Source organism: Chryseobacterium taiwanense (genome assembly GCF_000813825.1).
GTDB classification, from domain to species: Bacteria; Bacteroidota; Bacteroidia; order Flavobacteriales; family Weeksellaceae; genus Chryseobacterium; species Chryseobacterium taiwanense.
Map to the genome: position 1 here is coordinate 136079 of NZ_JWTA01000010.1, position 13670 is coordinate 149748.

Genomic DNA, 13670 nt, shown 5'->3' on the forward strand with positions numbered 1-13670 from the left:
TTTATATATTATAGTTTTTTATCAGTTTGCGAAAATACACATTTTTAAGAAATTACAGAAATCTAAGTTCTTTTTTTAATTTTTAAAATGAAAATTTTATAAAAAAGGAAATTTTGACCGCATTTTTTCATAAAAAACAAATGGCATAAGTATTGTGCATTTTACAGCAACATCCTATAATATGTATTTTCAAAGTATATTATAGAATATTCCTTTAACGATTTAACATGGAAATGACAATTTGTCATTCAACATAATTATGACAGAATTTGAAGATATGAGCTTAGAAGAAATGATCAGTGACGGATTTGATATTGTAGCTGAAGAGATCAATCTTTCTGACCTCTCAGAGACAGAGAAAAATTCGGAACAAAAAATATTCCCTATACTTCCCGTAAGAAACATGGTAATGTTTCCTAATGTGGTAATTCCTATTACAGCAGGAAGAAAAACCTCTATACAGCTTCTTGAAGAAGCACAAAAAAACGGAGATTTTATTGGTATCGTAAGTCAGAAAAACTCAGAGCTTGAATCACCGACTGAAAAAGACCTTTATCATACCGGTACTTTAGCAAAAATCATTAAAATCATCAAGCTTCCGGAGGGTAATATTACAGCAATTACGAAAGGATTCCACAGGTTTAAGATCAAAAAAATGATTGAAGCACAGCCTTATTTCAAAGCTGAAATTTCAAAATTAAAAGATTCTAAGCCTAAGAACAAGGAAGAATATGAAGCATTGTTGGAAAACGTTAAAGATCTGGCATTGAAAATCATAGAACTAGATCCAAACATTCCGAATGCAGCAAATTTTGCTATAAAGAACATCAATAATAATGATGATTTATTAAATTTCATCTGCACCAACGCTAATTTTTCATCTGTTGAAAAGCAAAAACTGCTTGAAGAGAAAAACATGATGGAAAGAGCGAACAAATGCTATGAAATGATGCATGAAGATTTCAGAAAGCTTGAACTAAGAAATCAAATTCATCAGAAAACATCAAAGGATCTTGACAAACAACAAAGAGAATATTTTCTAAATCAGCAGATTAGAACCATCCAGGAAGAACTTGGAGGTGGGCCAGAAAGTGATGTTGAAGATCTGATCGCCAAAGCAAGAAAGAAAACATGGAGCACGGAAGTTGAAGAGCATTTCCAAAAGGAAATCAGCAGATTACAACGTCAGAACCCTAATTCACCGGATTATAATGTTCAGAGAAATTATTTGGATTTCTTTACAGATCTTCCTTGGGAAACGTATACAAAAGACGTTTTTGATATTGCCAAAGCAGAGAAAATTCTAGATAAAGCTCACTTCGGATTAGAGGATATCAAAAAAAGAATTTTAGAACACATGGCTGTTTTAAAACTGAAAAACAACATGAAATCCCCTATTCTATTATTGGTTGGCCCTCCTGGAGTTGGTAAAACTTCATTAGGAAAATCTATTGCAGATGCATTGGGAAGAAAATATGTGAGACTTTCTTTGGGAGGACTTCACGATGAGAGCGAAATCCGTGGACATAGAAAAACGTATATTGGAGCAATGGCGGGAAGAATCCTTCAATCGATTAAAAAATCCGGAACTTCCAATCCAGTAATTGTTTTGGATGAGATGGATAAAATCGGACAAGGCTTACATGGGGATCCAAGTTCTGCACTTTTAGAAGTTCTTGATCCTGAACAAAATAAATCTTTCTATGATAATTTCTTAGAAATGGGTTATGATTTGTCTAAAGTGATGTTCATTGCAACGGCAAACTCATTATCTACCATTCAAACTCCATTGTTAGACAGAACTGAAATCATCCAGATTGCAGGATACACTTTGGAAGAAAAGATTGAAATTGCAAAGAGACATTTAATTAAAAAGCAGCAGGATGAAAATGGTTTGGATTCAAAATCATTTAAACTGGGGAATGCTGAATTAAAACATATTATTGAAGCTCACACATCAGAAAGCGGTGTACGATCTTTAGAGAAAAGAATTGCTTCTATTGCTCGTTGGGTAGCTTTACAAACTGCATTAGATAAAGAATATGATACTAAAATTTCTGTTGAAAAAGTTGACGAGATTTTAGGGGTTCCAAGACTGAAAAGTTTATCGGAAATCACCGGAGTTCCGGGAGTCGTAACAGGTTTAGCCTGGACAAGCGTTGGCGGAGATATCTTATTCATTGAAAGCATTTTAAGCAATGGAAAAGGAGCTTTATCCATGACAGGAAACCTTGGAACGGTCATGAAAGAATCTGCAACGATTGCCCTTGAATATATTAAAGCAAAGCATGATGAATTAGGAATTTCTCAGGAGGACATTGAAAAACATAATATTCACGTTCACGTTCCGGAAGGAGCAACTCCAAAAGACGGACCTTCTGCGGGTATTGCTATGTTAACTTCAATGGTTTCATCATTTAAAAATAAAAAGGTAAAACCTCATCTTGCAATGACGGGAGAAATTACTTTAAGAGGAAAAGTACTTCCGGTTGGAGGAATTAAAGAAAAACTTCTTGCTGCCACCAGAGCAGGAATTAAAGAGGTAATTCTTTGTGAAGCCAACAGAAAGGATGTAGAAGAAATCAAAAAAGATTATTTAAAGAACCTTAAAGTTCACTACGTCAACAGAATGGAAGAGGTAATCGATATTGCTATCGAAAAATAATTCGCAACATATTAACATTCTCAATATAAAGAAAACACGTTTCAGATTTCTGAGACGTGTTTTTGATTTATACACAAAACACTCATTATTCAAAGTGTTTTCTTAACTTTATGCTGCAGATTTTGAATTTATGAATTTTCTCAGGCTTCCATTTCTTGTTAAACTTACCCTCGTTATCGTTTCCCTTATCGGAATCGTTTATATTTTAGCACTCGGACAGAGCATTTTAGCTCCATTCTTTTTAGCATTTTTAATGGCGATGCTGTTTTTACCATTTGCTACTTTTTTAGAAAGAAGGCTAAGATTTCCAAGATCGGTTTCAACAATGACATCGGTGCTCATCATGTTGATTTTTTTAAGTGGTATGATTTATTTCTTCGGATCGCAGTTATCTACTTTCAGCAAAGACATTCCTCATCTAAGAGATCAGTTTATCAGTGTATTTGACAATCTTCAACATTGGGTTTCGAGAACTTTCAACATAAAAATTAATGATCAGCTTGATTATATTGATCAGGGATTAAACAAGCTCCTTTCTTCTTCAGGATTGATTTTAGGATTTACTTTGGGAGTATTCTCGACAGGATTTGCTTTTATTTTATTCTTCATCTTATTTTTCATTTTCATCCTGAATTACAGAAGGACTTTAAACAATTTTATCGTAGCGGTTTTTAACGAAAAACATAAAACAAGCGTACAGGAAGTCGTAACACAGGTGAGAATAATGACAAAGAAATATATTATTGGTCTTTGTCTTCAGGTATTCATTGTATCAATTCTTACTTCAATTGTTCTTACAGTTTTAGGGGTGAAATACGCCATCCTTCTTGCTGTTCTTACGGGATTACTGAATGTAATTCCTTATCTGGGAATTTGTCTTTCGCTAGTCATTTCCTGTTTTATCGCTTTTGCAACCGGAACCCCTTCCACGTGTATCTATGTTACGATTGGTTATATTGCGGTTCATATTATTGATGGGAATATTGTTCTACCGTTTGTTGTGGGTTCAAAAGTAAAGATCAATGCTCTTTTTTCATTTTTAGGAATCATTATCGGAGAACATCTATGGGGAATCGCCGGAATGTTCCTATGTATTCCTGCCATTGCTATTATAAAAATAATTTTTGAAAGAGTTGATGGACTTCAACCTTGGGGAAATCTACTCGGAGAGGAACACAAACCCCATAAAAAGAAAAAGAAGTATAAAATTTCGAAGAATATTACTCTGGAAGAAAAGGATTAATCATAACCACTTCCAAACAAAAGTTAAAGATATAAGTAAAGCCTTCAAATTGAAGGCTTTACTTTTTTACAATGCGCAAAGTGGCTGTAATCCGTTCGGACATGTTTCTGTACAAAGAATATAAGTTCCTACGTCTGGACAATACCCATATTCGGGTCCTGTTGGTGGACCTCCAGGACCTCCTAAACACGGATCTCCTGGCGGAATTTTACATGGGCAACCTACAGGTCCGATATCACATAATCCGGAACCTCCTCCTAGAACTTCTTTTAAATCTGTCCGATTTAATTTTTTAAGATTTTTCAACATAATATTTTGTTTTAATTTGTCTGGTAAAACAAATATATAAAATCAAAAGATATGCGGATTATTATTTCATAAAATAGAAGATATTTTTAAAGTTATTTACTCTTTTATCAATGAATTAGAATTTTATTTAACTTTAATAAAAAATAAACCTATGAAAATAATAAAATTCATTCTATGCCTTCTTTTCGGGTTAATGTTCATTAATGCAGGATTAAACAAATTCTTCAATTACATGCCCATGGAAAAACCAACTCCTGAACAGATGAAACTTTTTGCTGCGTTTGGAGAAATTCATTGGTTGATGCCATTAGTCGGGATCGTTGAAGTTATTGGTGGATTATTATTCATCTCCCCAAAGACAAGAGCCTTAGGCGCAATTGTTATTTTACCTGTAATGGTAGGAATCGTACTGCATGTTTTCACTATAGATAAATCACCAATGGGAATGTCCATCGGTGGAATTCTATTTTTAATTAATCTTTGGATGATTATTGATAATAAAGAAAAATATAAAGCTTTGGTAAGCTGATTAAAAAAGTGAAGGGTCAATAATGAATTTTGCTACGCAAGTAAATTGACCCTTCACTTTTTGATCATACAAATGCACTGAAACCTGTAATGGATCTTCCTACAATCAAGGAATTAATCTCTTTCGTTCCTTCATAAGAATAAATTGCTTCTGCATCGGCAACAAATCTTGCGACATCATATTCAAGTAAAATTCCGTTTCCGCCCATCACTTCACGGGCTCTGGAAACAATATCTCTGGTTCTTAATGTACAGAAAACTTTAGCTAAAGAAGCATGTTCATCTTTCAAAATCCCTTCATCCTGCATTTCTGAAAGTCTGAAAACCATGGTCTGCATTGCGGTAAGATTTGACAACATTTCTACCAAATGCCCCTGAATCATCTGAAAAGAAGCGATAGGTTTTCCAAATTGTTCTCTTTTTCTTGTATAGTCTAAAGCACTTTCATAAGCTCCTCTTGCACAACCCGTCGCCATCCAGGCAACCCCTGCTCTCGTCATTTGCAAAACTTTTGCTGTGTCTTTAAATGAATTGGCATTCTGTAATCTATTTTCTTCTGTTACTAAACAATCTTTCAATGTAATTAATCCGTTCTGAACGATTCTTAACGCCATTTTCCCTTTAATTTTCTCAACAGAATAACCGGGATTATCTTTTTCAACAATAAAACCTTTTACCTCTCCATCATCTAAATCTCTCGCCCAAATGATAATAATATCTGCAAATGTTGCATTTCCGATCCATTTTTTCTGACCATTCAGAATCCAGCCTTCAGGAGTTTTTTTACATGTTACCGTCAAGCCTCCTGCCGCTCCGGAACCTACCTCCGGCTCTGTTAAACCAAATGCTCCGATTTTTTCAAATTTCTGCATTTGAGGAAGCCATTTCTGTTTCTGCTCTTCTGAACCACAGATATAAATAGAACCCATTGATAATCCTGACTGCACGCCAAAGAATGTCGCAATTGAAGCATCAACTCGCGCCATTTCCATTGCCAAAACTCCTTCCATTAAAAAAGGCATTCCCGGACAGCCGTATCCTTCATACGTAACTCCACAGATATCTAATTTCTGGAATTTTGGAATCAGTTCAAATGGAAATTCATCACGCAACCAGTAATGATTTACCAAAGGTTTTACTTCTTTTTCCATGAAAGTTCTTACTTTAAGCTGAACTTCCCGCTGTTCAGGGCTCAACGTATGATAAATATCGTAGAAATCTCCGTCTATGGGCGGAAGCTCTTTCTTTTTCTTATTCGGATCTAGCATTTTCATTAAGCCTCCAAGCTGTTTATCATCGAGTTTGGAGAAACTTTGCATCAGTTTTGGAAGATCTACTTTTTTAGAAATAGCACTCAACTGATCAAAGTCTATGGATCTGAATAACTCAATCGCGTTTCTGATTTTGGAAAAAGTATTTGACATAGTAATGATTGTGTATTTGATTTGTAAAAGTTAAGCAAAAATTACTCCGAAAACAAAGACCTTCCATCAAAGTTATTTTACAAAACACTGAATTTTAACATTTTAAAACAGATTTTCTCTTTACAAAATTTTTACGCTTGATTTTCAATTTTTACAAATGATTCGGTTAGAACTTTGAGGTAAGCAAAACATTAAAAATCAACGTTATGAAAACTACTTACATCAGATTATCAATCGCTACGGCGCTTTTATTGGGAATTTATTCATGTAAAAAACAGGAAGCTACTGCTGAAGGATATGGAGAAGCTTCAGCGACAACAGATTCAACCGCCGTGATCTCTTCGGACAGTATTTCTTCTGTAGCCACCATGAATGTAAAAGACAAACAATTCATTAAAACAGCGGATGTAAACATGGAAGTAAAAGACGTTTATGATGCTACAATTTCTATTGAAAAATCTGTTCAGGAACTTGGGGGATTCGTTACTCACAGCAATTTAAAAAGCAATGTCATCTCAGAAGACACCTACAATACGTCCAACGAAGAAGCTATGCTAGTAAAAAAATATCAATCGGAAAACAGCATGCAGGCGAGAATTCCAACTGTCAAATTAGGAGAGTTTTTAGCGCTGATCAATGATAAAAAATTATTTCTGAATTCAAGGTCAATCAATGCAGAGGATGTCACTTCAAACATAAAATATGCAGAACTTGAAGGAAAGAGAATAAAAAAGACAAGTGAAAATATATCTCAGCTAAAAACCAATAAAGACAAAGTACAACTGGACGATGAAAATATGTCTGAAAGCAACCAGCAACAGTTTGCCAATATGGATGTAACTGATAATTTAAAATACAGTACCGTTGACATTTACATTAAAGAACCCAAAATAAGAATTGCTGAAATTGCAATCACAAATACTCAAAGCATCGATGACAGGTATAAATTTGATTTCATCTACAGTGTAAAATCTGCTTTTGTGGAAGGTTATTATTTAATTCAAAGAATTATTGTCGGACTCATTGTTATCTGGCCTATCCTATTAATCGGAGCTATTGGTTTATTTCTTTATATAAAAAGAAAATCAGCAAGAAAGATCCAGCAAAACATTTCAAAGTAAAGCTTTCCTAATCTTTATGATTATCTACATATTTTAATTTTACTGACCTTCGGAATTCCGGAGGTTTTTATTTTTTTTCAAAAAAACTGTAACGATTGTAAACTCTCCTTTACCTACTGTTTAAAAGAATAGAAAATCAATAAAAAAAAATAACAGTATGAAAAATTTAGTAAAACTTGGAGTCGCTGCATTAATGACTATTACATCAATTAATATCTCTGCACAAAATAAAAATGCAGATAATGAAAACAGTATTCTTTGGGAAGTGACAGGAAACGGACTTTCAAAGCCGTCTTATATTACCGGAACCTGCCACATTATGTGCAGCAAAGATTTTGAAATGAAACCTAAGGTATTAAAAGCTCTTGAAAAATCTGACAGCTTTGTGATGGAAATCAATTATATGGATCCAAAGGAAATGACCGCTTTGCAGGGAATGTTTAAATCTGATAAAAAATTATCTGATCAATTAAGTCCTAATGAAGCCAATGAACTTGATAAAGTCCTTGCCGATTACGGAACCAATCTTAAAAATATGGACAGTTCATCTTCACAAGCATTGTACGCACTTATTTCAATGAAAGCCGTTCCATGTCCGCAAACTGAGATAAAATCATATGAAATAGAACTTTTACAAACCGCTCTTAAAAGTAAAAAAAACATTGGAGGACTTGAAAAAGTGGAAGATCAGCTGACTTCAATTAACAATGCTTATGATTTAAAAGAAGTTATTCAGCAATTAAAAATGGGGAAAGAATACGAAGTGCTTCTTCAGGGAATGGTAAATGCATTCAAAAAAGAAGATGTACACACTGTTTATAATCTTTTTAAAAATGATAAATTTATGAACAGCAAACAGGAAAAAGCCATGCTTACCGACAGAAATAAAAACTGGGCAGAAAAAATGCCTGAAATGATGAAAAAAGAAAGTTCACTTTTTGCAGTGGGAGGCGCACATCTTATGGGAGAAAACGGAATCATTAAGTTATTGAGATCAAAAGGATATACTGTAAAACCAATAAGCAGCCTATAATCTAAATCATGACAACATCGTGAGCAATTCAACAGAAGCTACTTTTTTACGATTGATCAACGAGCATAAAGGGATTTTGTATAAAGCCTCCCGTATTTATGCAGATTCCATAGAAGACCGGGAAGATCTTCAACAGGAAATCATGATCCAGCTATGGAAATCGTACCAAACCTTTAAAGGAAATAGCGAGTTTTCTACATGGATGTACCGTGTAGCTATCAATACCGCCATTACTTTTCTAAAAAAAGAAAAACAAAGAGCCAACCATCACACCGATACTCCCCATCATTTTGAATTTCAAAACGAGGAATACAATCCTTCTAAAGATAAACAGCTTGAGGTTTTCTATAAAGCCGTTCAGGAATTGAAACCTCTTGAGAAAGCAATTATCTTCTATTTCATGGAGGGACTTTCTCATAAAGAAATCGGAAACAATATGGGACTCAGCGAAGGCAATGCTCGTGTAAAACTGAACAGAACAAAAGATAAAATACAACACATCATAAAAAAATCAGGTTATGAATTTTGATAAATTAAAATCAGAATGGGATAAAGAAAATACTGATATCAATATTCCCAATACAATAGATCAGCTCAAAGAAAGCAAACATCCGATTGAAAAGATTCAAAAAAATATGAAAAAGGAATTTATCATGCAGGTTATTGCGATTATCCTCATCGGCTTATTTCCTCAACAATTTAAGTTTCCGTCTTCACAATATATTATCTATTACACCTCATATGCTATGTTGGTCGTGATCTCTTCCTACTATCTTTTTGGATTTTATAAATTCTACAAACAAACCGAACTTTATACGGGAAATACGAAAAACAGTCTATGGAAGATTTACCATGAATTAAAACTCAATATGGAACGTTACCAGTCTTTTGGTTTTCTTCTTTTACCTCACTTTTTAATCACCATAGGTTTGTTTATTTATAACACGTTGGTGCAAACCGGAAAATCATTCTCAGACCTTACCAACTCTCATATATTTACTCTCATTTTAATCGTATTAATAGGAACTTTAGCGGTTGTAACCAGCATTATTCTCTGGACCAAATATTTATATGGGCGTGATGCCAAAAAACTGGAAAACATTTTAAATGATATGGAAGAAGAATAATATTATTTCATTCTAAAATTAGCTTCAAATTAACCATTTGAGGCTTTTTTATTAAAAAACTATTATTTATCTGTCTCAAACTTACTTGAGGTTTTATTTTTCCGTAAATTTGCAAATCAATAATTTTGCATGAGGATTTGGTATTCAACAATCCTAAATCCAAAGCCTTAAAACCTTAATTTCTTAATATATGCTAGCAAAAATAAATCCTTTATACACAGAAAGCTGGAAAGCACTGGATGAACATTTCGGGGACAATGATTTGGATTTAAGAAATCTTTTTCATGAAAACTCCAATCGTTTTGAAGAGTTTTCTTTACAAAGAGAGAACTTTCTTTTCGATTATTCAAAAAACCTTATCGATGCAAGAACCAAAGAACTTTTATTGAATCTTGCCGAAGAATGTCAATTAAAGGATGCCATTTCTAAAATGTTTTCTGGAGATAAAATCAATGAAACTGAAGGAAGAGCAGTTCTTCATACAGCTTTAAGAGATTTTTCCGGTAAAGAAATTTTGGTAGACGGAGAAAACATCAAGCCGCAAATTAAAAGAGTCTTAGATCATATGAAATCTTTTTCTGAAAGCATTATTTCAGGAACTCATAAAGGTTTCAGCGGAAAAGAAATTACAGATGTCGTGAATATCGGAATCGGAGGTTCAGATTTGGGACCTGTAATGGTGGTTTCGGCTTTAAAACATTTTAAAACAAGATTAAACGTTCACTTTGTTTCTAATGTGGACGGAAATCATATCGCAGAAGTTGTAAAGAACTTAAACCCAGAAACCACTTTATTCATCATTGCTTCTAAAACCTTTACGACTCAGGAGACAATGACGAACGCTAATTCAGCAAAAGACTGGTTCTTACAAGCTGGAAAACAGGAAGATGTAGCTAAACACTTTGTAGCTTTATCAACTAATGTTCAAGCAGTTAAAGACTTCGGAATTGCAGAAGAGAACATTTTCGAGTTCTGGGATTGGGTTGGTGGAAGATACTCACTTTGGAGTGCAATCGGATTAAGTATTGTTCTTGCAGTGGGTTATGAAAACTTCGAACAATTATTAAAAGGAGCTTTCGATACGGATCAGCATTTCCAGACTGCGGAATTCTCTGAAAACGTTCCTGTTTTAATGGGACTTTTAGGAATTTGGTACCGTAATTTTTATGCAGCAACAAGTTATGCGATCCTTCCTTATTCTCAATATTTAGACAGATTTGCAGCTTATCTTCAACAGGGAGATATGGAAAGCAACGGAAAATATGTGGACAGAAACGGTGAATTTGTAGAATATGAAACCGGACCAATTATTTGGGGAGAACCAGGAACAAACGGACAGCATGCTTTCTATCAATTGATTCACCAGGGAACTGAATTAATTCCTGCTGATTTTATTGCTTATGCAAAAAGTCCAAACAAAGTTTCAGATCACCAAGATAAATTATTAGCTAACTTTTTCGCTCAGACTGAAGCACTTGCCTTCGGAAAAACAGAAGAAGAAGTTGAAGAAGAATTAAAAAATTCAGGAAAATCTGAAGAAGAAATTGACTTCTTAATCAATTATAAAATCTTCCAAGGAAACACTCCGACTAACTCTATATTATTCAAAGAATTAACTCCTTTTTCATTAGGACAGTTAATTGCTTTATATGAGCACAAAATTTTCGTTCAGGGCGTTATCTGGAATATTTTCAGCTTCGATCAGTTTGGAGTAGAATTAGGAAAAGTTTTAGCAAACAAAATCTTACCGGAACTTGAAAACAATGAGACGATTAGCTCTCATGACGGTTCAACAAATGGGTTGATTAATTATTATAAATCAAACAAATAATAATGTCAGCATTAAGATCATATTATTATAAACTACCTCCAAGCTTAAGACTTTTGGGAAGAAAAATATATTTTTTTCCTATTGATTTTTATGAAGGAATTACCGGAAAAAGATCTAAAAAGGAGCCTAAAAAAGGAGATATTTATGTTGGCAGCAGCGATTTCATTCCTCATGGTATCCGCCAGACAAAAGTTTTACTAAAATATATTGATCTTAAAAGCACTGACCAAATCCTTGATGTCGGATGTGGAATCGGAAGAACTGCAGTTGCATTAACAGATGTAATTAAAGAAGGTTCTTATGATGGTTTTGATGCTGTTGAAAAAGGCATTATCTGGTGTAATAAAAACATCAATAAGAAACACCCTCACTTTAAATTCAAATTTACCCCGATTTATAATGATTTGTACAATACTTTTAGCCAAAAAGCAGAAGATTTTACATTTCCTTACAAAGACAATACATTTGATAAAACATTTTTATTCTCTGTCTTTACACACATGCAAGTTGTGGAAATCAGAAGATATTTAAATGAAATAAGCAGAGTTTTGAAAAATGAAGGACGATGCTTAGCAACATTTTTCCTTTATGATGATTCTAAAAAGGAAGAAGGAACAATGCTTTTTCCTCATATATATGATGGGTATAAATTAATGAACGATAAAGTAACAGCCGCAAATATTGCCATCAGTATTCCCTTATTGAATAAAATGGCTAAAGATGCTGGTTTAGAAGTTACCAAAATAAAAGAAGGATATTGGAGAAATGATGTGGAAAAGCAAGAAGCAGATGAATTTCAAGATATCGTAGTATTCAAAAAAATCTAATAAAAAGTAATAAAAGTAAAAATGGCAGAAATTCTTGACGGATTAAAAGTATCCAAAGAAATAAAACAGGAAATCAAGGCTGAAGTTGAAAAAATTGTTGCCGGAAAAAGAAGAGCACCACATTTGGTGGCAATTCTTGTCGGAAACAACGGAGCAAGTAAGGCTTATGTAAATGCTAAAGTGAAAGACTGTGAAGAAGTTGGTTTCCAGTCTAGCTTAGTGAAATTTCCAAGCACAGTTTCTGAATCTGAATTATTGGAAAAAATCGATGAATTGAACAAATCGAAAGCAGTTGACGGATTTATCGTTCAGCTACCTTTGCCAGATCAGATCGATCAGGAAAAAATCATCAACGCGATTGATCCAAGAAAAGATGTTGACGGTTTCCACCCGGAAAACTTCGGAAAAATGGCTTTGGAGATGGATACTTTCTTACCTGCAACTCCGTTTGGAATTTTAACATTATTGGAAAGATACAATATTGAAACAAAAGGTAAAGACTGTGTCATCATTGGAAGAAGTAAAATTGTAGGAAGACCAATGAGTATTTTGATGGGAAGAAAAGATTTCCCTGGAAACTCTACGGTTACGTTGACGCACTCTTACACAAAAGATATCGAAGAATATACTAAAAAAGCAGACATCGTAATCACAGCTTTAGGTGATCCTCATTTCTTAAAAGGTGAAATGATCAAAGACGGAGCAGTGATTGTTGACGTAGGAATTACAAGAGTAGACAACGATTCTCCAAAAGGTTATTATTTGGCAGGTGACGTAGATTTCGACAGTTGCGCTGCAAAAGCAAGCTGGATTACACCTGTACCGGGAGGAGTTGGACCTATGACAAGAGCGATGTTGATGAAAAACACCATCATTGCTTACAAAACTTCGGTCTATAACGACTAATTTTAAAATGAAAATAGAAGAAGATATTTTATTAAAAGAAGGTAAAATGCTCCCTGTGATGGAGCATTTTTACACTCTTCAGGGAGAAGGAGCACACACGGGAAAAGCAGCCTATTTCATTAGATTAGGAGGTTGTGATGTCGGGTGTCACTGGTGTGATGTAAAAGAAAGCTGGGATCCGAATTTACATCCATTAATGAATGCAGAAGAAATTGCAGAAACAGCAGCAAAGCATTGTAAAACAATAGTTTTAACGGGAGGTGAACCTTTAATGTGGAATCTCGATATTTTAACATCCAAATTAAAAGAATTGGGATGCACCGTTCATATTGAAACTTCAGGAGCATATCCTATGAGCGGGCACATCGACTGGATTACCCTTTCGCCAAAGAAAACAGGTCTGCCAAAAGAAGAAATCTATGCTAATGCTCATGAGCTTAAAGTAATCGTTTTCAATAATAATGATTTTAAATTTGCTCAGGAACAAGCTGCAAAAGTTTCGGAAAATTGTACATTATATCTTCAGAGTGAATGGAGCAAACGTGACGAGATGTATCCAAAAATCACAGACTTCATTTTAGAAAATCCGGAATGGAGAGCTTCAGTTCAAACTCATAAGTACCTGAATATCCCGTAAAATTGATTATCTTAGGCCT

Annotated in this window: 13 protein-coding genes; 11 read left to right on the top strand and 2 right to left on the bottom strand. The window is 34.1% G+C overall.

The features are described 5' to 3' along the window. Nucleotides 1–259 precede the first annotated feature (259 nt). Together lon and RM51_RS12830 are read left to right on the top strand one after the other, a co-directional pair. Nucleotides 260–2665, top strand: a complete 2406-nt coding sequence (gene lon, locus RM51_RS12825) for an endopeptidase La (RefSeq protein WP_039370099.1) — start codon at nt 260–262, stop codon at nt 2663–2665. 130 nt (nt 2666–2795) lie between these two features. Then, a complete protein-coding gene (locus RM51_RS12830) occupies nt 2796–3908 on the top strand; it encodes an AI-2E family transporter (RefSeq protein ID WP_039370102.1) in 1113 nt (370 codons plus the stop codon). A gap of 66 nt (nt 3909–3974) precedes the next feature. Here RM51_RS12830 and RM51_RS12835 read toward each other — a convergent pair whose 3' ends face one another. Next, complete coding sequence (locus tag RM51_RS12835; RefSeq protein ID WP_039370105.1) at nt 3975–4217, bottom strand: bacteriocin-like protein; 243 nt, start codon at nt 4215–4217, stop codon at nt 3975–3977. Nucleotides 4218–4368: 151 nt separating this feature from the next. On the opposite strand from RM51_RS12835, the gene RM51_RS12840 reads away from it, so the two are divergent. Next, on the top strand, nt 4369–4746 hold the full coding sequence (locus RM51_RS12840; protein WP_039370108.1) for a DoxX family protein: 378 nt from the start codon (nt 4369–4371) through the stop codon (nt 4744–4746). A gap of 64 nt (nt 4747–4810) precedes the next feature. Here the strand turns inward: RM51_RS12840 and RM51_RS12845 are convergent, their stop codons facing one another. Beyond that, nucleotides 4811–6169: an acyl-CoA dehydrogenase family protein gene (locus tag RM51_RS12845; protein WP_039370111.1), complete on the bottom strand. Its 1359-nt coding sequence runs from the start codon at nt 6167–6169 to the stop codon at nt 4811–4813. 206 nt (nt 6170–6375) lie between these two features. Here RM51_RS12845 and RM51_RS12850 point away from each other — a divergent pair, with 206 nt between their 5' ends. The 8 genes from RM51_RS12850 to RM51_RS12885 all read left to right on the top strand — a co-directional run bounded on the left by RM51_RS12850 (nt 6376) and on the right by RM51_RS12885 (nt 13651). After that, nucleotides 6376–7290 (top strand): DUF4349 domain-containing protein, encoded by a 915-nt coding sequence (locus RM51_RS12850; RefSeq protein WP_039370114.1) that lies wholly within the window; start codon nt 6376–6378, stop codon nt 7288–7290. Between the two features lie 157 nt (nt 7291–7447). Next, nucleotides 7448–8323, top strand: a complete 876-nt coding sequence (locus tag RM51_RS12855) for a TraB/GumN family protein (RefSeq protein ID WP_052248502.1) — start codon at nt 7448–7450, stop codon at nt 8321–8323. 19 nt (nt 8324–8342) lie between these two features. Next, on the top strand, nt 8343–8852 hold the full coding sequence (locus RM51_RS12860; RefSeq protein WP_039370116.1) for an RNA polymerase sigma factor: 510 nt from the start codon (nt 8343–8345) through the stop codon (nt 8850–8852). After that, on the top strand, nt 8842–9450 hold the full coding sequence (locus RM51_RS12865; protein WP_039370118.1) for a hypothetical protein: 609 nt from the start codon (nt 8842–8844) through the stop codon (nt 9448–9450). The genes RM51_RS12860 and RM51_RS12865 overlap by 11 nt, the downstream gene beginning before the upstream one ends. 190 nt (nt 9451–9640) lie before the next feature. Continuing rightward, nucleotides 9641–11281 carry a glucose-6-phosphate isomerase gene (gene pgi / locus RM51_RS12870; RefSeq protein ID WP_039370120.1) on the top strand — a complete coding sequence of 547 codons (1641 nt, stop codon included), beginning with the start codon at nt 9641–9643 and terminating at the stop codon, nt 11279–11281. A gap of 2 nt (nt 11282–11283) precedes the next feature. Then, on the top strand, nt 11284–12108 hold the full coding sequence (locus RM51_RS12875; protein WP_039370123.1) for a class I SAM-dependent methyltransferase: 825 nt from the start codon (nt 11284–11286) through the stop codon (nt 12106–12108). A gap of 21 nt (nt 12109–12129) precedes the next feature. Next, nucleotides 12130–13014 carry a bifunctional 5,10-methylenetetrahydrofolate dehydrogenase/5,10-methenyltetrahydrofolate cyclohydrolase gene (locus tag RM51_RS12880; protein WP_039370126.1) on the top strand — a complete coding sequence of 295 codons (885 nt, stop codon included), beginning with the start codon at nt 12130–12132 and terminating at the stop codon, nt 13012–13014. Nucleotides 13015–13021: 7 nt separating this feature from the next. Beyond that, a complete protein-coding gene (locus RM51_RS12885) occupies nt 13022–13651 on the top strand; it encodes a 7-carboxy-7-deazaguanine synthase QueE (protein WP_039370130.1) in 630 nt (209 codons plus the stop codon). Nucleotides 13652–13670 lie beyond the last annotated feature (19 nt).